Here is a 24,958-nt window from a genome sequence, read left to right on the forward strand (position 1 = left end):
GTCCGGGGTGGACTCCGCGTGCGCAGCGGGCACGTCAGCATACGAGATGGCGTCGGGGACGGGGACGCGCACGGCCTCGACGTTCGCGGCATACCCACAGTTCGGGCAGCGGACGTAGGTGTCCTCGCCGTTCTCGGCGGTGGCGAGGAACTCCTCGCTCTTGCTGCCACCCATGGCACCGGCCATCGCCTGGACGATGACGTAGTGGAAGCCGAGCCGGTCGAAGATGCGGATGTAGGCGTCGCGGTGCAGCTGGTAGGCCTTGTCGAGGCCGGCCGCGTCGAGGTCGAAGGAGTAGGAGTCCTTCATGACGAACTCGCGGCCACGGAGCACGCCGGCCCGCGGACGCGCCTCGTCGCGGTACTTCGTCTGGATCTGGTAGATCGCCAGCGGAAGGTCCTTGTAGGACGAGTACAGGTCCTTGACCGCGAGCGTGAACATCTCCTCGTGGGTCGGCCCGAGCAGGTAGTCGCCGCCCTTGCGGTCCTGCAGGCGGAAGATGTTGGGGCCGTACTCGGTCCAGCGACCGCTCGCCTCGAAGGGTTCCTTGGGCAGCAGCGCAGGGAAGAGCAGCTCCTGGGCGCCGATCTCGTCCATCTCCTCGCGGACGATGGTCTCGACCTTGCGCAGCACGCGCAGGCCCAGCGGCAGCCAGGTGTAGATGCCGGGGCTGACCCGTCGGATGTAGCCCGCCCGGACGAGCAACCGGTGGCTCGGCACCTCGGCATCGGCCGGATCCTCGCGAAGGGTTCGCAGGAACAGGGTCGACATGCGCAGGGCCACGTGGCACTCCTCGGTTGGCGGACAACCCCCAGAGGATATCCGTCGGTATGCCGCGTGCTCACCACGGTTTCCTTCGTCGCCTTCGTCGGGTTGACGGGCGCCGCAACCAGCAGCGATCAGATCTCTGGGGGACGGGGTGCGACCTGCAGGTATTGGTCCCCGCCGGCTTGTGAGTTTGTCCGTTTTGCGGAAGTCTGTCGGTCGGGTCGGGGGTTCCCAAGCGGGGGGGTGATGGCTGCGTGTGGCCGTTTACACGAAAGCGATCGATGGATCGTCGAGAGCAAGAGGCTCTGAGGATTTCCAAGGCGAAGGCGGCGCGGGATCGCGCCGAGAACAACGCCAAGCAGCCGGCAGACCAGACCACGACCTAGCGCGACGACCGCCCGCGCGCGTCAGCGCCCAGCGGCCCTGAGGGCGGTGCGGATCAACGGGAGCTGCAGCGGCAGCCGTGCCACGGTGCCCGCGAAGGCGGCCTGCGCTGCCGGAGTGCCCTTTCGCTGCGCGCGCTTGCCGTAGTTGGCGCTCATCTGCACGTTGCCCGGCAGGATGGCGAGGAGCAGGGCGGCACTCGCCCACCCGGCATACCGGCGGGTGCGCGGGTGCAGCAGCCCCGCCGCGCAGGCGAGTTCGGCAACGCCCGAGAGGTAGATCAGCTCGCGCCGGCGCGGCAACGAGTTCGGCACCAGCGGCTCGAACAGCTCGGGCTTGACGAGGTGGGTCGTCCCCGAGGTGATGAACAGGCCGGCGAGGCCGACGATGTCCTTGGTCAGGGGCGCGACGGAGCGGGGCATGCCGCCATCCTGTCAGGCAGAGCTCGCGGCCAGCGGCGAGCTGCTGCGATCCATGCGCACGCCGACTCGCCGTCTAGAACGGAGGCGGGTCCTCGGGGGACGGGCCTCGGATCAGGCGCGAGGTGGAGCCATGGCCGTGGAACAGGAGTCTGTCCGCGTCGAGCCGGTCGCACACCTGGATGATCTCCACCCTCGAGCGCCCCCTCGTCGAGAACCACTCGAGGCGGCCGAAGTCGACCCGCCGCCCGGTCCGCAGCGCGCGGCGGTTGCGGGTGGTAAGGTTGCCGGGACGGCAGGCCAGTTCGACGAGGTGGTGCTCGGTCAGGTGCTGCACTCCCTCCTCCAGCAGCGAAGTCAGCCCGGCGATCCCGTCCATTTCCACGGCTATCTCGACGCCCACCTCGACGTCCACCTCAGCGTCCACGACCACCGCCGGGTGGGCGTCACCACTCATGGTGGTGATCGCTGAGGCGGCCTCAGATCCACACTGAAGCTGGTCGAAGGGCACGGTGGTGCTCAGGTGGCCTGTGGGATCGGTCCAGACCAGGGCGCCGTCCGCGTCGAGGCGCGATCGCCACCGTGGCCGTTGCTTGATGCGGTGATGGCGTCGACACAGGCACACCAGGTTGGTCGGATCGGTCGCGCCCACGGGCCACGGGACCACGTGGTCGACGTCGCAGAACCTCGCACTGATCGCACATCCGGGAAAGCGGCACTGACCGTCCCTCGCCTTGACGAAGTCGATCATCCACTGGGGAGGTCGATAGCGACCTGAGTCGCGACTGCCTGCACGGGACCCGCCCCCTGGAGCTGGGAGGCTCCGAAACCTTCGGGCTGGGCGCTCCGCGCTCATCGGCAGGGACGCGAGCGCGCCCGACGTGTCGTGACACGCCACCACGTGGAACGATGCGGTGGACTTCGGAGCTGACGGCGCGCCCGCGTCGCCAGCCGGCGCAGGCTCCGTCGCGCCACCGCGCGGTCCTTGTCGGCGCTGCGCCACCGACGCAACCCAGGAGGCGCGCACATGGGTGACACCCGGCATACCGAATCCCGTCACCGGCACCAGTTCGGCAGCGCGTCGGCCGCCGTCCCCGTCGCTCCTTGCGCCCTCGTCACGAGCCGCCTCTGCGGCGGCGGCCTCGCGGGCGACCGCGCTGGCCGGGACCGTCAGGTGCACCGTGACCTCACCGGTGGCCCGAGCGTGGATGAGATCCATCAGGGCGTCTGCCCGGGCCTGCTCGATGCCCGCGCACTTGCCGTCGAGGACATAGCTCCGGGCCAACCCGTCGACCACCGACCACGCGGTTCGCGACTCCTCGACGGGCACCTTCGCACTCCACTCGTCCACCCCGGGAGAGAAGGCGCTGCGACGCAGCGACCGCTCGGCCCGCGCGCGCTCGGCCTTGCGCCGCACGAGGTCTGCATCCACCGACGCCAGGACGCGACGAGTCCGGCGGCGCAACGCACCGCCTGCTTCGGTGCCGAGCCGCTCGCCGATCCGGTCGGCCACCTCGGCGCAGACCTCCGGCGTGGCGTCGGCCAGCTCCTCCGCAACGATCCCGGCGCGGTAGGTGTCGAGCCGCCCAGCCGCCATGGCCTCGACCAGGGCGGGGTGACGCGTCACGAGGTCCACCGCGGTCGCGACCCGGTCAGTCGCTCCGGACGTGGTGAGCCCCAACCGGTCCTGCACGAGAGCGGGAGCGTCCAGCCGCTGGTGGCCGAGGCCCCGGAACTCCTCCTCGATGGTGCCGTCCTCACACACGACGTCATCGGTCGCGGCCACGTGCGCCAGGGCAACCGTCTGCATCGCCGCCGCGACGTTGATCAGCTGCTGGCACGAACCCGCCAGCTCCACCCACTCCGCGCCCGACGCCTCGGCCCCGACGGCGCGCACTCGACCGAGCTCCGACTGGAGTCGAAGGTGGAGGTCGGCGAGTTCGAACATATGTCCACTCTAGCCCACGCAACACTCCCTTTCAACCTGTACGAGCGATGAATTCGATTGCCAGACAACAGAATTGGCGCAGTGACCCCACCACTTCACTGTCAGTGCCGCCTGCTATGAAGGCCGGGCTTCAGTCGCTGCGGTGCTCGCGCCGATAGGACAGCCGAGCCCTGAGGGCGAGCGCAAAGGTCGCGCCACCGACGACCAGCAGGACGAGGCCGACCCACAGCCACGTGCGCCCGGCTGTCTCCCGGCCAGGCACGGCGACGAGGAAGGCACCGAAGAGGGCGAGCGACCCGGTCATCCAGAGCAGCGCGTTTCCGGCAGCGGGTGTGTCCGGGCGCGGCTCCGACCGCAGCGAGGGGTCCATCAGGAGGGGTCCATCAGCAGCGAACGCCGCTCATCAGAGCAGGACGGTCGAGAAGTTACCGACGTCCTCGAAGCCGACCCGCGCATACGTGGCCCGGGCACTCTCGTTGAAGTCGTTGACGTACAACGTGACCCAGCGCGCGCGGGTCTCCATCACCTGCTCGACCACGGACGCCATGAGGGGCACGGAGAGTCCGCGCCCCCGCAGGTGCGGTGCCAGCCACACCCCCTGGAGCTGCGCGCAGCCGAGCGCAACGGAGCCCACGTCGGCCTTGAAGATCACCGCGCCGTCCTCGACCGCGATGAAGGTGTGGCCACGGTCGATGAGGGCCAGGAGTGCCGACCGGTATGCCGCGCCGGAGCCGGTGTAGGGCGGGTAGCCGATCTCGCCCTCGAACATGTGCGCCGCGGCAGGCATCACGAGGTCCACCTCGTGCTCCCGGGCCGGACGCACCCTCGGGTCGAGCTCGATCCCGAGGGCTGAGGGCCGGTCCATGCTGCTCATCAACGGCTGGTTCGCCCGCACGGCGCGTGCCGGTCCCCATGCGGGTGCGAGGTGCCGCCAGAGCTCGGCCACCTGGTCGGCCGGCCCGAGGATCGAGGCACAGTGGCGGCGCCAGCGGCGGACCCGGTCGGCGAAGAAGCTCAGCGTCTGCTCGTCGGCCTCCACCGGGACGAGGTTGGCGCTGGACCAGCACAGCGCCTCGAGACTGCCGCCGACCTTGTGCCCGAGAACGGTTCCGGGCTGGCTGCTGAGCACTCCCTCGAGGAGGCGGGCGGCCACGAACACGTTCGCCGGCAGGTTCCGCGCGCACACCTCCAACGCGGCGTCGCGGTCCGAGGGCGACAGCGCGTGGACCGGGTTTCGAGTGCGCAGCACGGATCCAGCCTAGGGCTCGCCGGGTCAGCGCGCCGCAGAACGCCGCCCTCCCGTCGTCCTGCGGTCCACAGCTGTGGCCGAGGGGGCGACGTAGTCGGGCTCCCTGGTGGACGACGCAGCTGCGTCTGCCACGGGATCGTCGAGTTTGCCGCAGCTTGCTGCGGATCCACGAGCCACCGCTCGTGCGGCAGCGACAAGCAAGAGCGACACGAACGCCGACACCAGGCGGGAAAACCAACACCAGCACCAACACCGGACCAGCTCACCAAGGAGACCATCATGTCCACGAACGACCGGGCCCTCGCGGGCCCACGTCCCGCAAGCCGTCGCCGTGCCTGGAAACGTGCGACCGGGGCTGCCGCAGCCGGCGCCCTCTGTGCGACCGCCCTCGCCTCATCGCCGAGCGGCGCCACGGCCGGCGTCGGGGGCGCCACCGTCGATCCCGACCCCGCGACGACAGCCGCCCAGGCCCGGCTGGTCGGGCGCTCCTCGCTCCCGGCCGAGACCTATCGACCGGGTACTGCGTCGTCGGGATACTTCCAGACCGGGACGACGGCGGTTGCGCGTCCCTACCCTGCCCAACCAGTACAGGGCTTCTCGGCCATGCACCGCAACGCCGACGGCAGCTACCTCGTCATGACCGACAACGGCTACGGCCAGAAGGGCAACAGCCAGGACTTCGAGCTGGTCGTCAACCGGATCCGGCCCGACACCAGCACAGGGACGACGACCTTCCTCGGTCTGCAGTTCCTGCTCAGCGACCCCGACCACCATGTCGACTGGACGATCTGGCGCGACGGCGGCTGCGCGGCGGCGGCGACCCTGCCGGCGGGCTACGCATGCCCCCCGCCGGACCGAGTGCTGACCGGCTGGGACTTCGACCCTGAGTCCATGCAGGTCGCGCCCGACGGCACCTTCTGGTTCGGCGACGAGTTCGGACCGTTCCTGCTCCACGCGGACGAACACGGTCGGCTCCTGGAAGCGCCCGTTCCGGCCCCGGGGGTGAAGGCGCCCCAGAACCCCACGCTCGCAGTTGGTGAGCAGCCCAACCTCGCGTCGTCGCGCGGGTTCGAGGGCATGGCGATCTCCCCGAACGGCCAGCGGCTCTACCCGATGCTCGAGGGTTCCATCGCCGAGGACAAGGCTGCCGGTCTGGCCTCGGACCTGCGGATCTTCGAGGTCAAGGTCAACCAGGACCTCGGGGCGCAGTTCACCGGCACCTACTGGCGCTATCGCCTCGAGAGCCCCGGGGACTCGATCGGAGATGCGATCGCGCTGAACGACCACGAGCTCCTCGTTGTCGAACGCGATGCGGGAGCGGGACCGAACGCGCGCTTCAAGGCGGTCTTCACCGTGGACCTCAAGGACCGGGACCACGACGGGTATGCCGACAAGCAGCTCCTCGTGAACCTCCTGGCCGTTCCTGACCCGGCCAACGTCGGCAAGCTGGGAGCCTTCTTCCCGTTCGCCTTCGAGACCATCGAGGACCTCGCCGTCGTCGACGACCACACGATCGCGGTGATGAACGACAACAACTTCCCCAACACCGGTGGCCGATCGGCAGTCGTCCCCGACCCGAACGAGTACATCGAGGTCACCCTGGACCAGGCGCTGGGCATCGACCCGCGGTTGCTCCCGCAGGGGTGAGCTGAGGGGAAGTTGCTGGCTCGGTCGCGGGGCTGAGCCGGGGAACAGGTCACTCTCGGGTCCGCTGGTGGGGGCGGGCCCGAGAGCCTGGTCAGCCGACCGTGACCGACGGAGCCCCGGCGCTTTCCTCGTCGATGGGCTCACCCATCTCGTCGGCGATGCGCATCGCCTCCTCGATGAGCGTCTCGACGATCTGGCTCTCGGGCACAGTCTTGATGACCTCGCCCTTGACGAAGATCTGGCCCTTGCCGTTGCCGGACGCGACGCCGAGGTCGGCCTCGCGAGCCTCGCCGGGACCGTTAACGACACAGCCCATGACCGCGACTCGCAGCGGGACCGTCATCCCCTCCAGTCCGGCAGTGACCTCGTCGGCAAGCTTGTAGACGTCGACCTGGGCCCGACCGCACGAGGGGCAGGACACGATCTCGAGCTTGCGCGGCTTGAGGTTCAGGGACTGCAGGATCTGGTTGCCGACCTTGACCTCCTCGACCGGCGGGGCGGACAACGACACGCGGATGGTGTCGCCGATGCCCTTGGACAACAGCGCACCGAAGGCGGTGGCGGACTTGATGGTGCCCTGGAACGCCGGCCCCGCCTCGGTCACCCCGAGGTGCAGCGGCCAGTCGCCCCGCTCGGAGAGCATCTCGTAGGCCTTGACCATGACGACGGGGTCATTGTGCTTGACCGAGATCTTGAAGTCGTGGAAGTCGTGCTCCTCGAAGAGGGATGCCTCCCACACGGCCGACTCGACCAGGGCCTCCGCCGTTGCCTTGCCGTACTTCTCGAGAAGCCGGGGGTCGAGCGAGCCGGCGTTGACGCCGATCCGGATCGAGACACCGGCATCCTTGGCCGCCGCTGCGATCTGCTTCACCTGGTCGTCGAACTTGCGGATGTTGCCCGGGTTGACCCGCACCGCAGCGCAGCCGGCGTCGATCGCCGCGAAGACGTACTTGGGCTGGAAGTGGATGTCCGCGATGACCGGGATCTGGGACTTGCGGGCGATCGCCGGGAGCGCCTCGGCATCGTCCTGGCTCGGGCACGCGACGCGCACGATGTCGCAGCCCGAGGCGGTGAGCTCGGCGATCTGCTGCAGGGTGCTGTTGATGTCGGTGGTGGGCGTCGTGCACATCGACTGCACCGAGATGGGGGCGTCACCGCCGACCTCGACCTTGCCGACCTTGATCTTGCGCGTCTTGCGGCGGGGCGCGAGCACGGGCGGGGGCAGGGCCGGCATACCTAGTCCAACAGTCATGCGTTGAGTATCTCCCAGAGAGAGGTGGAGGCCGACGCCGGCTGGAAGCCGGCTCCGCGCCGGCCGCGTGGCCGACCCGAGGCCGGGGTCAGCCGAGCTTGACGGGCTTGACGAAGTCGGCGTAGATGAGCAGCGCGGACATCACGATGAGCACCGAGGAAACCGCATAGGCGACGGGCAATGCCTTGGCGACGTCCACGTGCCCGGGGTCCGGGCGGTTCAGCAGGCGTGCCGCGTTCCGCTTGAGCCCCTCCCACAACGCTCCCGCGACGTGGCCGCCGTCCAGGGGCAGCAGCGGGATCAGGTTGAAGACGAACAGCGCGAGGTTGAGGCCGGCCATCAGGTTGACCAGGATCGCGATCTTGCCGCCGAGGCTGTCGTCGAGTCCCTTGATGGAGCCCGACGAGATTTCTCCGGCCATCCGGCCCACGCCGACCACGGACACCGGTCCGTTCGGGTCGCGTTCCTCGGAGCCGAACGCCGCCTGCGCGACGTCGGTCATCCGCTGCGGGATGTGCAGGAGCACCCCGGCGATGTGCGAGACCTGATCGCCGAGGATGCCAGGAACAACCGTGACGCTCTGGCGCTCGAGGGCCAGCACGGGAGCCGAGGAGACCCCGAGGAAACCGGCCTCGAGGACCACGGGCTGACCGTCGGCGTCCACCAGCGGGGTGCCGTCCGGGCCGACCTGCTGCACGGTGTTGCGGATCGGGCTGACCCGCAGCGTCTCCCGGACGCCGTCGCGCAGCACCACGATCTCGGTCTGCTCGCCGACCCTGGGCCGGATCTGCTTGCCGACATCGATGGTGCGCTTGATGGGTTGGCCTGCGATGGACAGGATGTGGTCGCCGGGCCGGATGCCGGCGATGAAGGCCGGGGTCTTGGGGTCGGAGGGGGCACAGGTCGTCTTGGCGGCCGCCTGGCTGGCGGGCACGACGCACTCGCTGACCGAGGCCACGACCGCCCCGTCCTTCTCCACCTGCATGCCGTAGATGGTCACCAGACCGGTGAGCAGCACGACGGCGATGACCAGGTTCATCACCGGGCCGCCCATCATGACGACGACCTTCTTCGGCACCGACAGCTTGTAGAAGACGCGGTCCTCGTCGCCGGGCCTGATCTCCTCGAGGCTGAGCTGACGTGCCTCGTCGGCGAGCTGGGTGAACCGGCCGGTGCTCGACACGCGCAACGTCCCGGGTTTGTCTCCCGGCCGCGGCGGGAACATGCCGATCATCCGGATGTAGCCGCCGAGCGGGATGACCTTGATGCCGTACTCGGTCTCGCCCCGCCTCGTCGACCACACGGTCGGCCCGAAGCCGACCATGTACTGGGTGACCTTGACCCCGAACTTCTTGGCGGGGACGAGGTGCCCGATCTCATGCAGCCCGATCGACAGGCCCACCCCCAGGACCACGAAGAGCACGCCGAGCACGTACAGCAGGGCCGTCATCAGCGAAGCGCCCCCTCGGTGTCCGCCAGCGACTCCTCGGTCATCGATCCAGTCTGCAAACCCAGCACCTTCCGAGCCTCCTCGCGCGCCCACGCGTCCGCGCGCATCACGTCCTCAACGGTCAGTGTCCCTGATTCGATCCCGCGTGCGCCGCCGGACCCGTGGATCTCCACGACCCTGGCCACCGTGTCGACGATCTCGACGAAGCCGATGCGACCCTCGTGGAAGGCATCGACGGCGACCTCGTTGGCTGCGTTGTAGACCGCTGGACTGGTGCCCCCGGCCTCGCCGACCTGTCGGGCAAGGCGCACGGCCGGGAAGGCCGCGTCGTCGAGCGGTTCGAACTCCCACGACTGCGCCTGGGTCCAGTCCACGGGGACGTCGACGTCGGCGAGCCGCTCGGGCCAGGACAGCCCGAGCGCGATCGGCACGAGCATCCGCGGCGGTCCGGCCTGGGCAATGGTCGAACCGTCCACGAACTCCACCATCGAGTGGATCAGCTGCTGCGGGTGGACGACGACGTCGATGCGGTCGAACGGGATGTCGAAGAGCAGGTGCGCCTCGATCACCTCGAGCCCCTTGTTGACCAGGGTCGCGGAGTTGGTCGTGATGACCCGCCCCATCGAGAAGTTCGGGTGCGCGAGCGCCTCAGCCGGGGTCACGGCTCGCAACAACTCGCGGCTGCGCCCACGGAACGGTCCCCCACTGGCGGTGACCACCAGCCGGCGCACCTCGTCGGCGCGCCCCCCGCGCAGGCACTGGGCGATGGCCGAGTGCTCGGAGTCGACGGGCACGATCTGGTCCGGCTTGGCGGCGGCCTTGACCAGTGGTCCGCCCACGATGAGCGACTCCTTGTTGGCCAGCGCGAGCGTGGAGCCCTCGGCCAGGGCCGCCAGCGTCGGACGCAGCCCGATGGCCCCCGTGATTCCGTTGAGGACGACGTCTGCGCCACACCCAGCGGCCGTCACCGCAGCGTCGTCCCCGACCACCACCTGGGGCCGGTATGCCGCGCGGCCGGCCCGCGCGGCATACGCACCGATCGCCTCGGCGACCTGCTCGTGGGTGCCGCGGGCCACCGCGACGAGGTCGACCTCGAACGTGACTGCCTGCTCGGCGACCAGCTCGACGTTGGACCCCGCGGAGAGGGCGACCACCCGGAAGCGGTCGGGGTTGCGCGCGATGACGTCCAGGGCCTGGGTGCCGATGGAGCCGGTCGAGCCGAGGACGGCGACGGTGCGCGGGGAAGTCACTGGTTCATTGTCGCGCATGTCGGCAGGCACGCGGTCCCACCCCGCTCGAGCCGCTGGCCGGACGACCGTCCTGCGCCACCTGGGTGGCGCGTCCGGGCACACCTACTCCTGGAAGACCCGCTCCTCGATGAGCTGCTCCTCGACCACGCGACCGGCTGGCTCGAACCGGCCCTGGTCGAACCGCTTCTGGAACTCCAGCTCGAGGTGGTCGGCGCCGTTGCGGTTCTTCTCGATCGACATGACGACCCAGTGGCGGAACCGCTCGGCGTTACCCAGGTGGTAGACGAGGTGGTGCTTGGCGACGATGTCGTACTTGTCATTGAGGATCAGGACGACGTCGGCCTCGTAGGCGAGGGCCGACGAGCCACGCAGGTCGTTGACCCGCATCCGCCGGCCGGCCACCAGGCTGGACTTGTCGGCGGCGACGATCGCCAGGACCGGGACGCCCAGCTCGAGCGCCATGTCCTTGAGCCGCTCGACGACGATGGAGACTCGCTCCTCCTCGCCCATGACCCCTGCCACCGGGACCTTCTGGAGGTAGTCGACCAGGACCAGTGGGGGTCGTCCGTCGGTCTCGATGATCTCGGCAACGGCGGCACGGATCTCGTCGAGCGTGGTGTGCATCCCGCTCGAGGTGTGCACGTGCAGTCGTTGGCCGTAGCTCTCGAGGGCCTCGACGGCCTCCATGCCGCCGACGGTCTCACCGAAGCGCTCGCGCATCGACTTCGTGCGGCTGTGCCTGGCTTCGAAGCCGGCCCTGATCTTGTTCAGACCGACGGCGTCGGTGCCGGCGATGGCTCCCGCCTCGATCGCGATGAGCCGCTCCAGGATGCTGTGGGCGTCGTGCTCGTAGGAGAAGAGCACCGCGCTGCGGTTGGCCGCGACGGCGTTGCGCAGCATCTGCAGCGCCATCGCCGTCTTGCCCAGTCCCTGCGGCCCACCGAGCAGGACCAGCTCGCCCGAGCGGAAGCCACCGGTCAGGGCCACGTCGAGGGCGTCGAAGCCCGTGGGCCAGACGCGTGCTCCGGCGGTCTGGCCCAGCCGCAGCTTCTCGTCCGTCTCGAGGAGGACGTCGGCGAGCGATCGCAGTCGGCCGACGTTGCGCGACTGCACTGGCGGTTCGCCGGTGATGGACAGGACGCTTGCTCCCGCTGGTTCAGCGCTGGTCATGCGACAGATTGAACCGTCGATGTGCCTCCGGTGGAAACGGTTCGGTGAACTTTGGCACCGAACGGATGACCCCAGTTCAGCCCTTAAGGGGCAATCCCGACATAGGTGGTCTCGAGGTACTCCTCGATGCCCTCGAAGCCACCCTCCCGGCCGAAACCGGAAGCCTTGACGCCGCCGAAGGGGGCTGCCGGATTGGAGATGATCCCCTGGTTGATTCCGATCATCCCGTACTCCAGCGCCTCACTGACCCGGATCACCCGTCCGAGGTCGTTCGTGTAGACGTACGAGGCGAGGCCGAACTCGGTGCTGTTGGCCTTGGTGATGGCCTCGGCCTCGGTACGGAAGGTGGCGATCGGGGCCACGGGCCCGAAGATCTCCTCCTTCATCATCCGAGCCGTCATGGGCACCCCGCTGATCACGGTCGGCTCGAAGAAGTAGCCCCGGCCCTTGACCTGTCCTCCGCCGGTCAGGACCGTGCCCCCCTTGGCCTTGGCGTCCTCGACCAGCTCGCTGACTCCGTCGCGCGCCTTGGCATCGATCAGCGGACCGACGTCGACGCCCTTCTTGGTGCCCTTGCCGAGGGTCAGGCCGGCCATCCGCGCGGCGAACTTCTTCGCGAACTCGTCAGCCACACCCTCGTGGACGAAGAAGCGGTTGGCCGCCGTGCACGCCTCACCGATGTTGCGCATCTTGGCGAGCATCGCGCCATCGACGGCCCGGTCGAGGTCGGCGTCCTCGAAGACGATGAACGGGGCGTTGCCGCCGAGCTCCATGGAGACCCTGAGCAGCTGTTCGGCCGACTGCTCGACCAGCCTGCGACCGATCCCGGTGGAGCCGGTGAAGGTGAGCTTGCGCAGCCTGGGGTCGCGGATGAGGGGTTCCATCACGTCACCCGTTTGGGACGTCGTGACGACGTTGAGGACACCGGCGGGCAGCCCGCACTCGCGCAGCAGGTCCGCCAGGGCGAGCATGGTCAGCGGGGTCTGGCTGGCCGGCTTGACGACCATGGTGCAGCCGGCAGCGATGGCCGGCCCGATCTTGCGCGTGCCCATCGCCAGCGGGAAGTTCCACGGCGTGATCATCAGGGTCGGCCCGACGGGCTTCTTCATCGTGAGCAGCCGGGTCGCGCCGTTGGGAGCCGTCGACCAGCGACCGTGGATGCGAACGGCTTCCTCGGAGAACCAGCGGAAGAACTCGGCGCCGTAGGTCACCTCTCCGCGCGACTCGGCAAGCGTCTTGCCCATCTCGAGGGTCATCAGCGTGGCGAAGTCCTCGGCGCGCTCGGTGATCCGTTCGAACGCGGCACGCAGGATCTCGCCCCGGTCGCGCGGAGGCGTCTTGGCCCAGTCCCCTTGCGCTGCAACGGCTGCATCGAGGGCCGCCTTGCCGTCGGCCACCGTGGCGTCGGCCACGTGGGCGAGCGTGGCACCGCTCGAGGGGTCCTCGACGGCAAGGGTGCCGCCGCCCGTGGCGTCGCGCCACGCGCCGCCGATGAACAGTCCCTTGGGAACCGAGTCGATGAGGGTCTTCTGGGTGGTGGCCATCAGCCGTGGTCCTCCGGTGCGTGGTCGTGCGTGGCGTGGGTGTGGTGGTGCTGCGGGATGTGCCCCTCGGGAATGGCTCCGTTGCGCCCGGCGAGCAGCGGTTGCGAGGGGTCCCAGCGAGTTCCCTCCCGCTCGTCCTGCCGTTTGCGCGCGATCGCCGAAAGGGCTTCGAGGACAACGCGGTTCGCGAGCGCGGCGGTGATGTCGGCGTGGTCGTAGGGCGGGCTCACCTCGACGATGTCGACACCGACGACCGGTAGCTCGAGACAGATCCGGCGCACGGCGTCGAGCAGCTGTCGGGCCGAGAGCCCACCGGGCTCCGGGGTGCCGGTGCCCGGCGCATGGCCCGGGTCGCAGACGTCGATGTCCACCGACAGGAAGACACCGTCGCAGTCGTCCGTGGCGATGGTGAACGCCTCGGTGAGGACCTCGTCGAGACCCCGGTGCACGATTTCGGTCATCTCGAACGACCGCATCTCCTGACCGGCCATCCAGTCGAGGGTCTCCGGCGGGGGCCAGTAGCCCCGCAGCCCGACCTGGAGGAACCGGTCGCCTCGCAGTGCACCGGACTCGATCAGCCGGCGCATGGGCTGGCCGTGCCCCCACAGGGAACCGAACTCGATGTCACCGGTGTCGGCGTGCGCGTCGAAGTGGATCATCGAGATGCGGCCGTGGCCGAGGACGTTGGCGACACCCTTCGCGTCCGGGAAGGCGATCGAGTGGTCGCCCCCGAGGACGACGGGTATGGCGCCCGCCCGCGTGACGCGCTCGACCGCGGCCTCGAGCTTGGGCAGGGACCGCTCGATGTCGCCGGAGTACATCTCGACGTCGCCCGCGTCGACGACCCGGAGGTCGACGAGGCCGTCGGTCCGCAGCGCCAGGGAGGGGCGCGACCCGTCGTGCGGCAGGTAGTCGGTCATCCGGATGGCCTGGGGTCCGAAGCGCGTTCCGGGCCGGTGTGAGGTGCCCCCATCGAAGGGCGCACCGAGGATCACGACGTCCGCATCGGCATACGTGCTCTCGTCTTCGAGGTCGCAGCGGTCCACGCCGAGGAAGGTGAAGTCGGGGCCGTACTGCTGCCCGTATCGCGTCATGATTCGACCCTAGTGCCGTTTCGAGGTCATGGTCTCAGCGGTCTTCCTGGCCCCAGGGCGAGCCGTACCCGCCGGGCTTCGGCGCCGCCAGGAGCTCGAGGAACGGCGCCGCGTCGAAGGCCTCGGGGCCGAGGACGCCGGACCCGCTCCAGGTGCCGTTCGCCAACAGCTCCAGGGCCACCACCGGGTTGACGGCGGTCTGCCAGACGACGCACTGGGCGCCGTAGTCACGCATCGTCTCCTCGTTGTCCACCACGTGGTAGAGGTAGGTGCTGCGCGGCTGACCGTCCTTGCCGGTGCCCGTGACCCAGACCCCGGCGCAGGTCTTGCCCTGCATCCGCGGGCCGATGGTGGCGGGATCGGGCAGCACCGCGGCGACGACGTCGCGGGGCGACACCTGCACGCCCTTGACGCTGACGGGGTCGGTGCCGTCGAGGCCGAGCGTGTGCAGGGTGCGCAGGATGGTGATGAGCTCGTCACCGAGGCCGTACTTGAAGGTCACCCGCTGCGCGTCGAGCCAGCGGGGCATGAGGAGCACCTCCTCGTGCTCGACGTGGACGCACTCCACCGGCCCGATGCCCTCGGGGAACTCGAAGACCTCGGGCTCGCTGAACGCCGGCAGGGTGAAGAAGCCCGCTTCGACGTCTCCCCCGCCCGCGTCGGCCCGCGAGCGCTCCCACACCACCGGCGGGTTGAGGCACTCCTCGATGATGGTCCACATCGAGAAGCTCGGTGCGAAGGTCTCGTTGCCGTCGTCGTCGAGGACCGCGAGGTTGGCGCCGTCACGGGTCCCGAGCTCGTCGATCGTCGAGAACAGGTGGTCGGACGCATAGCGCGCGAGGACGTCCGACAGCCCCGGCTCGACCCCGATCCCCAACAGGGCCAGCTGACCCGACTCCTCCCAGTCCCCCTGCATGGCGAACTGCTCGTCACCGAGCTTGACGCCGACCTTGGCGTAGGGCTCCTCGGGGTGGCGGCAGGACAGGCTCATCGCCATGTCGAGGTAGCCCGCACCTGCGGCGAGGGCGCCCCTGAAGATGGGCATGACGAACCGCGGGTCCACGGCGTTGAACACGTGCGTCGACCCGTGCTCGCGGGCCAGCGCGGCCACCGCGTCCTCATCCGACGCGTCGACCTGGGCCGCGACGAGCCGCTGCTCGCCGTCACGCCTGGCGCTCGCCGCCGCGACCGTGGCCTGAGCACGACCGAGGTCGTAGTCGGCCACGACGAAGGACTCGAAGAAGTCCCGTTCGACGGCGATGCGTGCGGCAGCGTCACCGACGCCGCCGGCGCCGATCATCAGGATGCGCATGGCGGATCAGGCTGCTTTCTGACGTCGGCTGGAGAGGAGCTGCCCGGTGATCACGAAGCCGAGGGCTGCCAGGAACATGACTGTCCCGATGACGTTGACCTGGACCGGGACGCCACGTTGGGCCGCACCCCAGACGAACATGGGGAAGGTGATCGAGCTGGGTGAGGCGTTGAAGTTGGTGATGATGTAGTCGTCGAAGCTGAGCGAGAAGGCCAGCAGCGCCCCGGCCGCGATGCCGGGCGCCGCCAGGGGCAGGGTCACCCGCAGGAACGTCTGGGCGGGTGTGGCACCCAGGTCGGCCGCAGCCTCCTCGAGCCGTGGGTCGAGCGTGGCTACCCTCGCCTTCACCGCAACCACCACGAACGAGACACAGAACATGATGTGCGCGATGAGGATCGCCGTCGCACCTGAGGGGATCCCCAGCATGAGGAACAGGGTCAGCAGGCTGGAGCCCATGACGACCTCGGGAGTGGCCATCGGGACGAAGATGAGCAGGTTCGTGGCCGCCCGCCCACGGAACCTGTAGCGGCCAAGGGCGAGGGCCACCATCGTGCCGAGCACGGTGGCGACCACCGATGCAGTCACGCCGATCCGCAGGCTGAGCCCCAGCGAGCTGCAGATCCCGGGAGACCCGCACGGGTTCGTCCACGCGTCCGTCGAGAAGCGTGCCCAGTTGTAGTTGAACTTGCCCACGGGGTCGTTGAAGGAGAACAGCGCCACGACGACGTTGGGGATGAGCAGGTAGAGCAGCACGGCGAACGCCGCGAAGGCGACGAGGTGCCGGCGAATCCAGGCGAGGACGGCCATGTCAGACCAGCTCCTCGGTGCCGGCCTTGCGCACGTAGGCAGCCACCAGGGCGACGATGAGGATGAGCAGGATGAACGACAGCGCCGCGGCCAAGGGGTAGTCGAGCACCCGCAGGAACTGGCTGTCGATGACCTGGCCGATCATCACGGTCTGGGTGTTGCCGAGCAGCCGCGAGTTGATGAAGTCGCCCGCGGCCGGGATGAACGTGAGCAACGTGCCGGCGACGACCCCGGGCAGCGACAACGGCCACGTGACGCGCCGGAAGGCCTCCCTCGGGGAGGCGTAGAGGTCGCCCGCCGCCTCGACGAGTCGACTGTCGAGACGCTCCAGCGACGCGTACAGAGGCAGGATCATGAAGGGCAGGAAGTTGTACGTGAGTCCGCAGATCACGGCGAACTTGGACGCCAGGAGGGTGTCGTTGTCGGTGAGGCCCACGGCCTGCAACAGGCTCGTGAAGCCCGTGTTCTGGGCCAGTGCCACCACCGGGCCGTCGTCGGACAGGATGTTGCGCCACGCCAGCGTGCGAATGAGGAAGCTCGTGAAGAACGGCGCGATCACGAGGACGAGCAGGATGTTCTTCCAGCGACCGGCCTTCTGGGCCATGAAGTACGCCAGCGGGTAGCCGAGCAACAGCGCGAGAATCGTCGCACTGCCGGCGTAGCCGACCGACCGCACCAGGTGCGGCCAGTAGCGCTCGAAGGCGTCGGCGTAGATGCCCACGTTGCCCGTGAACGTGTAGCCCTCGTCGACGTTGCCCTCCTGCAGCGACTGGGACCCCAGCGTGATCATGGGTGCGACGAAGAAGACCAGCAGGAACAACAGACCGGGGGCGAGCAGCGCGTAGGGAACCCAGCGACCCCGACGGACGGGCTTGTTGACGGGTGTCCCCGCGCCGATGGCAGCGACCTCGGCCACTACCCCTCCTCCTCGACGCCGGCGTCCGCGGCCTGCGCCGCGTCGAGTGCGAACCCGTGTTCGGCCGCCCACGAGACGGTGACGTCGTCTCCCCGCCTCGCCCGACCCGACCCGTCGTTCTGCTGCACGACGGTGAGCTCCTGGCCCCACGGCATACGCACGAGGTACTGCGTCGCCACACCCGAGAAGGAGACGTCGGTGACCGTGCCACTGAGGCGGTTGGGTCCTCCGTGCTCCCCCAGGCGGAGCTTCTCGGGCCGCACCCCGAGCCAGATGTCCTTGGTGCCCTCGGGCAGGTGGTCAGCAGCCACCGTGAGTGGCGTGTCGTATGCCGTGACCGGCACCTCCGCGCCTGTCGCACCACCCGTCACCGTGGCCTTGAGCAGGTTGGACTGGCCCAGGAAGTTGGCCACGAACGTCGACGCCGGACGCTCGTAGAGGGTGGCCGGGTCGCCGAGCTGCTCGATCCGCCCGGCGTTCATCACCGCGATGGTGTCGGCCATGGTCATGGCCTCTTCCTGGTCGTGGGTGACGTGGATGAAGGTCAGACCGACCTCCTGCTGGATCCGCTTGAGCTCGATCTGCATCTGGCGTCGCAGCTTGAGGTCGAGGGCGCCGAGGGGCTCGTCGAGCAGCAGCACGTCGGGACGGTTGACGACCGCACGGGCGAGCGCGACGCGCTGCTGCATGCCCCCGGACAGCTGCGCCGGCTTCTTGGTCGCGACCTCCCCGAGCTGGACGAGCTCGAGGACTTCCCTGGCCTTGGCCTTGGCGGCCTTGTCGCCTCGGCGCTTGAGCCCGAACTCGACGTTGTCGATCACACTCATGTGGGGAAAGAGCGCGTAGGACTGGAACACCGTGTTGACATTGCGCTGGTGCGCCTTGGTGTCGGTGATGTCCGTGTCGCCGATGTGGATCCGCCCCCCGCTCGGGTGCTCGAGCCCGGCCACCATCCGCAACGTCGTCGTCTTGCCGCAGCCTGATGGGCCGAGCAGCGCGAAGAAGGAGCCCTGGGGGATCACGAGGTCCATGGGGTGGACCGCGGTGAAGGTGTCGAACTGCTTGGTCAGACCGGTCAGCCGCAGGTCCCCGGACGTCTCCGTCGCCATCAGCCCGTCGCCAGGTTGGTGAACATGCGGGTGTACTCGGACTCTTCCTTGGCGGTGAGGTCCCGGAACTTCTTCGCCTTGGACAAGGTCTCGGCCGAGGGGAAGATCAGCTGGTTGGCGCCCAGGCTCTTGTCGATCGCCACGACCGCGTCCTTGGTGCCGGTCACCGGCGAGATGTAGTTGACCCAGGCCTCGACCTCGCCCATCACCTTGGGGTCGTAGTAGTAGTTGATCAGCTGCTCGGCGTTCTTCTTGTGCTTGGCCATCGCGGGGATCACGAAGTTGTCCGACCACAGTGTGTATCCGGCGGCGGGGAGGGTCAGACCGAGCTCGGGGGCGTCGAGCCCGAGCGATGCCACGTCACCCGACCACGCGACGCAGGCGGCGATGTCGCCGGCGCTGAGCCCGTCGGTGTACTCGTTGCCGGTGAACTTCTGGATCTGGCCCGCGTCCTTGGCCTTCTGGATCATGTCGATCGCGGCCTTGAAGTCGGCATCGGTGAAGTTCGACGGGTCCTTGCCCTGGTCGAGCAGGACGAGACCGACGGTGTCGCGCATCTCCGACAGCAGGGTGACCTTGCCCTTGAGCGACGGGTCCGTGAGCAGCTGGGTGATCGTCTCGATCTTCTTGCCACCCGTCGCCTTGGTGTTGTACCCGATGCAGGCGAAGCCGGCCTGCCAAGGCAGGGAGTACTTGCGGCCGGGGTCGAAGGACACGTCTTGGAAGGCTGCCTCGAGGTTCTTGGCGTTGGGGATGTTGGCCTTGTCGAGCGGCTGCACGTAACCCTGTCGGATCAGCCGGGCGACCATCCAGTCGGTGGAGCACCAGACGTCGCGACCGGTGTCCTGGCCGCCGGCGAGCAGCGGCCGGACCTTGGCGTAGAACTCGTCGTTGTCGTTGTAGTCCTCGGTGTAGTTGACCTTGATCCCCGTGGCCTTGGTGAAGGCATCGAGTGTCGGGCGGCTCTTCTCGTCGTCAGAGACGTCGATGTACTGCTGCCAGTTCGACCAGTTGATGACCTTTTCGGTGTCGGACATGTCCTGGGCCGCCTTGGCCGTGGGCGCGGTGGTGCTGCTGCCCGAGTTCGTGGCGGTCTTGCCCTTGGATCCGCAGGCTGCCAGGGCGGCGACCCCGAGACCGGCGGATCCCACCATGAGGGTGCGGCGGCTGAGCACGCCACGCAGGAACGCTGCCTGCATGGGGGTGACGGGGGTCTGTTCGTTCATCGATCTCTCCTGCGGGGTGGGGGCAGTCGGGGCGTTGGACCGCGTGATGCGGGTGGCTCAGCTGTCGATGTTGGCCATCACGTGCTTGATGCGCGTGTAGTCCTCGAAGCCGTACATGGACAGGTCCTTGCCGTAGCCGGACTTCTTGAACCCTCCGTGGGGCATCTCGGCGACGATCGGGATGTGCGTGTTGATCCAGACGCAGCCGAAGTCGAGGGCCTTGGACACCCGCATCGCCCGGCCGAAGTCCTTGGTCCAGACGCTGGAGGCCAGGCCGTAGTCGACTCCGTTGGCCCACCGCAGGGCCTCCGCCTCGTCAGTGAAGCGCTGGACGGTGATGACCGGGCCGAAGATCTCGTCCTGGATGGCCTCGTCGTCCTGCTGCAGCCCCGAGAGCACGGTCGGCTCGAGGAAGAAGCCGTCACCCAGGCCGGACATCCGGTGCCCACCGGCGGCGACCGACGCGTGGTCGGGCAGTCGCGACAGGAACCCTTCGATGCGCTCGAGCTGGCCACGGTTGTTGACGGGGCCGAGCAGCGCGTCGTCGTTGTCCGGCAGACCGACCGTCGCCGAGTTCTTGGCGTACTCCCCCAGGGCCGCGACGAAGTCGTCGTGGATGTGCGGAGCGGCCAGCACCCGGGTCGCGGCCGTGCAGTCCTGACCGGCGTTGAAGTAGCCGGCGATGGCGATGCCCTCGACCGCTGCCTCGATGTCGGCGTCGTCGAAGACGATGACCGGTGCTTTGCCACCGAGCTCGAGGTGGACGCGCTTGAGATTGCGGCTGGCGCTCTCGGCGACCTGCATCCCGGCCCGCACGGAGCCGGTGATGGCTACGAGGGCGGGGGTCTTGTGCTCGACGACCGCGCGACCGGTGTCGCGGTCACCCGTGACGACGTTGAACGTGCCCGGCGGCAGGAACTCCGAGGCGATCTCGGCCATCAGCAGGGTCGTCTCGGGAGTGGTGTCGGACGGCTTGAGGACGATGGTGTTGCCGGCGGCCAGCGCAGGGCCGATCTTCCAGACGGCCATCATCATCGGGTAGTTCCAGGGGGTCACCTGGCCGACGACCCCGATCGGCTCGCGACGGACCCAGCTGGTGTGACCCTTCATGTACTCACCCGCGGCGCGGCCCTCGAGCACCCGAGCGGCGCCGGCGAAGAACCGCAGCTGGTCGACCATCGGCGGGATCTCCTCGCTCGCCGTCAGGGCGTGCGGCTTGCCGGTGTTCTCGGACTCGAGCTTGACGAACTCGTCGGACCGCTTCTCGATGGCGTCGGCGAACTTGAGCAGCGCCTGCTGCCGCTCGCTGGGGGTGGTCTGACCCCACTCCTCGAAGGCCTTGGCGGCCGAGGCGTAGGCGGCGTCGACATCGTCCGCGGTCGAGATGGGGGCAGTGGCGACCACCTGGGCGGTCACCGGGCTGACGATGTCGGAGGTCGCATCGGTGCGCGCCTCCACGAACTCGCCGTTGATGAAGTTGCGCAGGACACGAGGGCCCGCGGACGTGGCAGTCACTGATGCTCCAATGCGGATCGGCTACTGATTCCGGTGTGTGGCACTGTAGCCGCCTCACAGCGGATTTCAATAGGTTCTGGCCGTCAGAATGCGGAAATCGTCGCCGATTTGATGCAGTGGCGATCGATTCCGTCGTGTTGGGACTTGCGCGAAGCGGTTTCGAAGGACACCATGGCCACCGTGACCCGGCCCGCCAGCACCAGCACCGATGTGCGCCTCGACGATGTGTCGAAGGCGATCATCGAGCAGCTGCAGGTGGACGGTCGGCAGTCCTACGCGACGATCGCGAAGCGCGTGGGGCTGTCCGAGGCGGCGGTGCGCCAGCGCGTGCAGCGGCTCCTGGACCAGGAGGTCATGCAGATCGTCGCGGTCACCGATCCCCTGCAGGTGGGCTTCCGCCGGCAGGCCATGATCGGCATCCGCGTCGACGGTGACCTGCTACCGGTCGGCGACGCCCTCACCGCCATGTCGGAGGTGTCCTACGTCGTCACGACGGCAGGTTCCTTCGACCTGCTGGCCGAGGTCGTCTGCGAGGACGACGCCGAGCTGCTCGACCTGCTGACCCGGCGCATCCGCACCCTCCCCGGGGTGCAGACCACCGAGACGTTCGTCTACCTGAAACTCAACAAACAGCACTACAACTGGGGTACTCGATGACCACTGACCTGTCCATCTTCGAACCGTCCAGCGACACGCACACGCCGCTCGGCACGCTGCACAGCGCGGCCGCTCGCGACCACCTGTGGATGCACTTCACGCGCCACTCGGTGTTCGAGGACCGCAGCGAGGGCGGGATGGGCCACAGCGTCCCCATCATCACCCGCGGTGAGGGCCACAAGATCTGGGACGACCGCGGCAACGAGTACATCGACGGACTCGCCGGGCTCTTCGTCGTCCAGGTCGGCCACGGCCGCGAGGAGCTCGCCGAGGCGGCCGCCAAGCAGGCCAAGGAGCTCGCCTTCTTCCCGCTGTGGTCCTACGCCCATCCCCGCGCCATCGAGCTGGCCGAACGCCTGGCCGCCGGCGCCCCCGGTGACCTCAACCGGGTGTTCTTCACGACGGGTGGAGGCGAGGCCGTCGAGACGGCCTGGAAGCTGGCCAAGCAGTACTTCAAGCTGACCGGCAAGCCGACCAAGCACAAGGTCATCAGCCGCGCGGTCGCCTACCACGGCACCCCCCAGGGCGCCCTGTCCATCACCGGCATCCCCGCGGCCAAGGAGATGTTCGAGCCGCTCGTGCCAGGCGCCTTCAAGGTCCCCAACACCAACTCCTACCGCGCTCCGGAGCACCTGCGCGACGACGACAAGGCGTTCGGCCGCTGGGCCGCCGACCGGATCGCCGAGGCCATCGAGTTCGAGGGTCCCGACACCGTGGCCGCCGTGTTCCTCGAGCCGGTGCAGAACTCCGGAGGCTGCTTCCCGCCGCCGGCCGGCTACTTCGAGCGGGTCCGCGAGATCTGCGACGAGTACGACGTCCTGCTCGTCTCCGACGAGGTGATCTGCTCCTTCGGCCGCATCGGCTCGATGTTCGCGTGCGACGACTTCAACTACGTGCCCGACATCATCACGTGTGCCAAGGGCATGACCTCGGGCTACTCCCCCATCGGCGCGATGATCGCCAGCGACCGGCTCTTCGAGCCGTTCAAGAAGGGGACGACCTACTTCCCGCACGGCTACACGTTCGGCGGCCACCCGGTCAGCGCGGCAGTGGCGATGGCCAACCTCGACATCTTCGAGCGCGAGGGCCTGAACCAGCACGTGAAGGACAACGCCCCCAAGTTCAGGGCCACCCTCGAGAAGCTGCTCGACCTGCCGATCGTGGGCGACGTCCGCGGCGCCGGCTACTTCTACGGCATCGAGCTGGTCAAGGACAAGGAGACCCGCGAGACGTTCAACGACGCGGAGTCCGAGCGACTGCTGCGCGGCTACCTGTCCAAGGCGCTGTTCGACGCCGGGCTCTACTGCCGTGCCGACGACCGCGGCGACCCGGTCATCCAGCTCGCGCCGCCGCTGATCATCGGGCAGACCGAGTTCGACGACATCGAGTCGCGTCTCCGCTCGGTGCTCACCGGCGCCGAGAAGCACCTCTGACACGCGTCGACGCCCCGTGACCGAACCCCTGTGGTCGAGTGACGGACATGAGCAGGGCCCGTATGCCGCATCGCCGGCACCCGGGCCCTCCTCACGTCCCGTCCCGCCCCGTGCGGACGTGGTCATCGTCGGCGGCGGTTTCACCGGGCTGTGGACGGCGCACTACCTGCTGCTGTCTGACCCCTCGCTCGACGTCCTGGTCCTCGAGGCCGAGCAGGTCGGCTTCGGTGCGAGCGGACGCAACGGCGGTTGGGTGTCCGCGCTGTGGCCGGTCGGTCCCGAGGCGCTGGCCCGCCGCCGGGGTCGCAGCGCCGCCCTGGCCATGCTGGAGGAGCTGCGACGCACGGTCGACGAGGTCGGCAGGGCAACGGAATCCGCGGCGATCGAGTGCGGATTCCGCAAGGGCGGCTCCCTCGCCCTGGCGCGGTCCGACGCCCAGGTCGTCAGGGCGCGGGCCGAGGTGGCCCACGCGGAGCAGTGGGGCACCGGCACCCGCTGGCTCGACGCCACCGAGGCGACCGAGCGGCTGGCCGCCAGTCGGGTCCAGGGCGCGACGTTCACCCCACACTGCGCCCGGGTGCACCCGCGGATGCTCGTCGACGGCCTGGCTGCGACCGTGCGGTCGCAGGGCGCCGAGCTCGTCGAGGGGGCGCGGGTCAGCACCATCGAGCCCGGCCGCGCGACGCTGTCCGACGGCGGTCAGGTCATGGCGCGCCACGTCATCCGGGCCACCGAGGCGTGGACGCCGCAGCTCGCCGGCGAGCGCCGCACCGTCGCCCCGGTCTACTCGCTCGTGGTCGCCACTGAACCACTGACGGCAGCGCAGTGGGAGTCGGTCGGGCTCGCCGAGCGCGAGGTGTTCAGCGACCAGCGCCACGTCATCATCTACGGCCAGCGGACGGCCGACGACCGACTGGCGTTCGGCGGGCGAGGAGCGCCCTACCACTACGGCTCGCGCATCAGGCCCGAGTTCGACCACGAGCCCAGGGTCTTCGCCGACCTGCGCGCGACCCTCACCGACCTCCTCCCCCAGCTGGACGGCGTCCGCTTCACGCACGCCTGGGGTGGCCCGCTGGGGATCGCGCGCGACTGGCACCCCTCCGTGGGCCACGACCGGTCCACCGGCCTGGGCTGGGCAGGGGGCTACGTCGGGGACGGGGTCGCAGCCGCCAACCTCGCGGGACGCACCTTGGCCGACCTGGTGACTGGTCGGCCCACACCGCTCACCGAGCTGCCGTGGGTCGGGCACCGCAGCCGACGCTGGGAGCCCGAACCCCTGCGGTGGGCCGGCATCAACGCGGGTCTCAGGCTGGCTCACGCCGCCGACCTCGAGGAGGCGCGCACCGGCCGTCCGGCCCGGCTCGGCAGGCTGCTCAGCGCCCTCACCGGCCACTAGGGAAGACTCCACTCGTGTCGACCGCCCCCGCTGACCTGTCCCCCGCCGCCCTCGAGTTCGTCACGGCCCGACACCTGGCCACGCTCACGACGTTGCGCGCCGACGGGTCACCCCATGTCGTGCCGGTCGGATTCACTTGGGACAGCGCGGAACTCGTCGTTCGCGTGATCACCAGTGGCAGCAGTCGCAAGGCCCGCAACGCCGCCCTGGGAGGTCGCGCAGTCGTGTGCCAGGTGGACGGCCGGCACTGGCTCTCCTTCGAGGGGACGGCCCGGGTGCTCACCGACGCGGCAGCGGTGGCCGACGCGGTCGACCGCTATGCCGCCCGCTACCGCGTGCCACGGGAGAACCCCGAACGGGTCGTTGTCGAGATCGCCGTCGACCGCGTGCTCGGCAACGTCTAGCGTCGGTC

22 protein-coding genes are annotated in these 24,958 nt (G+C 69.1%); 5 read left to right on the top strand and 17 right to left on the bottom strand.

Going from position 1 to position 24,958, the window contains the following annotated elements; genetic code table 11:
- The 5 genes from proS to AC1DS4_RS08340 form a co-directional block, all read right to left on the bottom strand.
- Positions 1–783: proline--tRNA ligase (gene proS, locus AC1DS4_RS08320; protein ID WP_477646020.1), on the bottom strand; the 783-nt coding region annotated here is incomplete at its 3' end.
- A gap of 392 nt (positions 784–1,175) precedes the next feature.
- Entirely contained in the window at positions 1,176–1,574 is a 399-nt protein-coding gene (locus AC1DS4_RS08325; RefSeq protein ID WP_477623401.1) for a DoxX family protein, read from the bottom strand.
- A gap of 73 nt (positions 1,575–1,647) precedes the next feature.
- Complete coding sequence (locus tag AC1DS4_RS08330) at positions 1,648–3,519, bottom strand: HNH endonuclease signature motif containing protein (protein ID WP_477623400.1); 1,872 nt, start codon at positions 3,517–3,519, stop codon at positions 1,648–1,650.
- A gap of 130 nt (positions 3,520–3,649) precedes the next feature.
- A complete protein-coding gene (locus AC1DS4_RS08335; protein WP_477615421.1) occupies positions 3,650–3,889 on the bottom strand; it encodes a hypothetical protein in 240 nt (79 codons plus the stop codon).
- A 33-nt stretch (positions 3,890–3,922) separates the two neighbouring features.
- Entirely contained in the window at positions 3,923–4,768 is an 846-nt protein-coding gene (locus tag AC1DS4_RS08340; protein ID WP_477615422.1) for a GNAT family N-acetyltransferase, read from the bottom strand.
- A 279-nt stretch (positions 4,769–5,047) separates the two neighbouring features.
- On the opposite strand from AC1DS4_RS08340, the gene AC1DS4_RS08345 reads away from it, so the two are divergent.
- Positions 5,048–6,415, top strand: coding sequence for an esterase-like activity of phytase family protein (locus tag AC1DS4_RS08345; protein ID WP_477623399.1), 1,368 nt, complete (start codon positions 5,048–5,050; stop codon positions 6,413–6,415).
- Between the two features lie 91 nt (positions 6,416–6,506).
- Here AC1DS4_RS08345 and ispG read toward each other — a convergent pair whose 3' ends face one another.
- From ispG to AC1DS4_RS08405, 12 genes are all read right to left on the bottom strand, one after another.
- Entirely contained in the window at positions 6,507–7,667 is a 1,161-nt protein-coding gene (gene ispG, locus AC1DS4_RS08350; protein ID WP_477615424.1) for a flavodoxin-dependent (E)-4-hydroxy-3-methylbut-2-enyl-diphosphate synthase, read from the bottom strand.
- An 88-nt stretch (positions 7,668–7,755) separates the two neighbouring features.
- Positions 7,756–9,117 carry a M50 family metallopeptidase gene (locus AC1DS4_RS08355; RefSeq protein WP_477632663.1) on the bottom strand — a complete coding sequence of 454 codons (1,362 nt, stop codon included), beginning with the start codon at positions 9,115–9,117 and terminating at the stop codon, positions 7,756–7,758.
- Positions 9,117–10,385 carry a 1-deoxy-D-xylulose-5-phosphate reductoisomerase gene (gene dxr, locus AC1DS4_RS08360; protein ID WP_477632664.1) on the bottom strand — a complete coding sequence of 423 codons (1,269 nt, stop codon included), beginning with the start codon at positions 10,383–10,385 and terminating at the stop codon, positions 9,117–9,119. Before dxr ends, AC1DS4_RS08355 begins: the two co-directional genes overlap by 1 nt.
- Before the next feature lie 84 nt (positions 10,386–10,469).
- On the bottom strand, positions 10,470–11,537 hold the full coding sequence (locus AC1DS4_RS08365) for a DnaB-like helicase C-terminal domain-containing protein (RefSeq protein ID WP_477615427.1): 1,068 nt from the start codon (positions 11,535–11,537) through the stop codon (positions 10,470–10,472).
- A gap of 83 nt (positions 11,538–11,620) precedes the next feature.
- Positions 11,621–13,081: an NAD-dependent succinate-semialdehyde dehydrogenase gene (locus AC1DS4_RS08370; protein WP_477632665.1), complete on the bottom strand. Its 1,461-nt coding sequence runs from the start codon at positions 13,079–13,081 to the stop codon at positions 11,621–11,623.
- On the bottom strand, positions 13,081–14,175 hold the full coding sequence (gene speB, locus AC1DS4_RS08375; RefSeq protein ID WP_477623395.1) for an agmatinase: 1,095 nt from the start codon (positions 14,173–14,175) through the stop codon (positions 13,081–13,083). The genes AC1DS4_RS08370 and speB overlap by 1 nt, the downstream gene beginning before the upstream one ends.
- Positions 14,176–14,209: 34 nt before the next feature.
- A complete protein-coding gene (locus AC1DS4_RS08380) occupies positions 14,210–15,487 on the bottom strand; it encodes a saccharopine dehydrogenase family protein (RefSeq protein ID WP_477632666.1) in 1,278 nt (425 codons plus the stop codon).
- 6 nt (positions 15,488–15,493) lie between these two features.
- Complete coding sequence (locus tag AC1DS4_RS08385) at positions 15,494–16,294, bottom strand: ABC transporter permease (protein WP_477632667.1); 801 nt, start codon at positions 16,292–16,294, stop codon at positions 15,494–15,496.
- A 1-nt stretch (position 16,295) separates the two neighbouring features.
- A complete protein-coding gene (locus AC1DS4_RS08390; RefSeq protein WP_477615432.1) occupies positions 16,296–17,210 on the bottom strand; it encodes an ABC transporter permease in 915 nt (304 codons plus the stop codon).
- Positions 17,210–18,319, bottom strand: coding sequence for an ABC transporter ATP-binding protein (locus AC1DS4_RS08395; RefSeq protein ID WP_477615433.1), 1,110 nt, complete (start codon positions 18,317–18,319; stop codon positions 17,210–17,212). Before AC1DS4_RS08395 ends, AC1DS4_RS08390 begins: the two co-directional genes overlap by 1 nt.
- The gene (locus AC1DS4_RS08400) at positions 18,319–19,545 is read right to left on the bottom strand and encodes a polyamine ABC transporter substrate-binding protein (RefSeq protein WP_477615434.1); all 1,227 of its coding nucleotides are present in this window, start codon (positions 19,543–19,545) and stop codon (positions 18,319–18,321) included. The genes AC1DS4_RS08395 and AC1DS4_RS08400 overlap by 1 nt, the downstream gene beginning before the upstream one ends.
- Before the next feature lie 57 nt (positions 19,546–19,602).
- On the bottom strand, positions 19,603–21,060 hold the full coding sequence (locus AC1DS4_RS08405; protein WP_477615435.1) for a gamma-aminobutyraldehyde dehydrogenase: 1,458 nt from the start codon (positions 21,058–21,060) through the stop codon (positions 19,603–19,605).
- 171 nt (positions 21,061–21,231) lie between these two features.
- Here AC1DS4_RS08405 and AC1DS4_RS08410 point away from each other — a divergent pair, with 171 nt between their 5' ends.
- Genes AC1DS4_RS08410 through AC1DS4_RS08425 form a run of 4 tightly spaced genes read left to right on the top strand, consistent with a single transcriptional unit; the run spans position 21,232 to position 24,950 of the window.
- On the top strand, positions 21,232–21,717 hold the full coding sequence (locus AC1DS4_RS08410) for an Lrp/AsnC family transcriptional regulator (protein ID WP_477615436.1): 486 nt from the start codon (positions 21,232–21,234) through the stop codon (positions 21,715–21,717).
- The gene (locus tag AC1DS4_RS08415) at positions 21,714–23,150 is read left to right on the top strand and encodes an aspartate aminotransferase family protein (protein ID WP_477632668.1); all 1,437 of its coding nucleotides are present in this window, start codon (positions 21,714–21,716) and stop codon (positions 23,148–23,150) included. The genes AC1DS4_RS08410 and AC1DS4_RS08415 overlap by 4 nt, the downstream gene beginning before the upstream one ends.
- 16 nt (positions 23,151–23,166) lie before the next feature.
- A complete protein-coding gene (locus tag AC1DS4_RS08420) occupies positions 23,167–24,546 on the top strand; it encodes an NAD(P)/FAD-dependent oxidoreductase (protein WP_477632669.1) in 1,380 nt (459 codons plus the stop codon).
- A gap of 14 nt (positions 24,547–24,560) precedes the next feature.
- Positions 24,561–24,950 (top strand): pyridoxamine 5'-phosphate oxidase family protein, encoded by a 390-nt coding sequence (locus tag AC1DS4_RS08425; RefSeq protein ID WP_477615439.1) that lies wholly within the window; start codon positions 24,561–24,563, stop codon positions 24,948–24,950.
- Positions 24,951–24,958: the final 8 nt, after the last annotated feature.

Source organism: Pedococcus sp. P3_C7, from assembly GCF_056402615.1.

Bases quoted from the DNA above. Each gene is read 5' to 3' on its own strand.
- AC1DS4_RS08325 (WP_477623401.1), bottom strand. From the start codon at position 1,574: ATGCCCCGCTCCGTCGCGCCCCTGACCAAGGACATCGTCGGCCTCGCC.
- AC1DS4_RS08330 (WP_477623400.1), bottom strand. From the start codon at position 3,519: ATGTTCGAACTCGCCGACCTCCACCTTCGACTCCAGTCGGAGCTCGGT.
- AC1DS4_RS08335 (WP_477615421.1), bottom strand. From the start codon at position 3,889: ATGGACCCCTCGCTGCGGTCGGAGCCGCGCCCGGACACACCCGCTGCC.
- AC1DS4_RS08345 (WP_477623399.1), top strand. From the start codon at position 5,048: ATGTCCACGAACGACCGGGCCCTCGCGGGCCCACGTCCCGCAAGCCGT.
- ispG (WP_477615424.1), bottom strand. From the start codon at position 7,667: ATGACTGTTGGACTAGGTATGCCGGCCCTGCCCCCGCCCGTGCTCGCG.
- AC1DS4_RS08355 (WP_477632663.1), bottom strand. From the start codon at position 9,117: ATGACGGCCCTGCTGTACGTGCTCGGCGTGCTCTTCGTGGTCCTGGGG.
- dxr (WP_477632664.1), bottom strand. From the start codon at position 10,385: ATGCGCGACAATGAACCAGTGACTTCCCCGCGCACCGTCGCCGTCCTC.
- AC1DS4_RS08365 (WP_477615427.1), bottom strand. From the start codon at position 11,537: ATGACCAGCGCTGAACCAGCGGGAGCAAGCGTCCTGTCCATCACCGGC.
- AC1DS4_RS08370 (WP_477632665.1), bottom strand. From the start codon at position 13,081: ATGGCCACCACCCAGAAGACCCTCATCGACTCGGTTCCCAAGGGACTG.
- speB (WP_477623395.1), bottom strand. From the start codon at position 14,175: ATGACGCGATACGGGCAGCAGTACGGCCCCGACTTCACCTTCCTCGGC.
- AC1DS4_RS08380 (WP_477632666.1), bottom strand. From the start codon at position 15,487: ATGCGCATCCTGATGATCGGCGCCGGCGGCGTCGGTGACGCTGCCGCA.
- AC1DS4_RS08385 (WP_477632667.1), bottom strand. From the start codon at position 16,294: ATGGCCGTCCTCGCCTGGATTCGCCGGCACCTCGTCGCCTTCGCGGCG.
- AC1DS4_RS08395 (WP_477615433.1), bottom strand. From the start codon at position 18,319: ATGGCGACGGAGACGTCCGGGGACCTGCGGCTGACCGGTCTGACCAAG.
- AC1DS4_RS08400 (WP_477615434.1), bottom strand. From the start codon at position 19,545: ATGAACGAACAGACCCCCGTCACCCCCATGCAGGCAGCGTTCCTGCGT.
- AC1DS4_RS08410 (WP_477615436.1), top strand. From the start codon at position 21,232: ATGGCCACCGTGACCCGGCCCGCCAGCACCAGCACCGATGTGCGCCTC.
- AC1DS4_RS08415 (WP_477632668.1), top strand. From the start codon at position 21,714: ATGACCACTGACCTGTCCATCTTCGAACCGTCCAGCGACACGCACACG.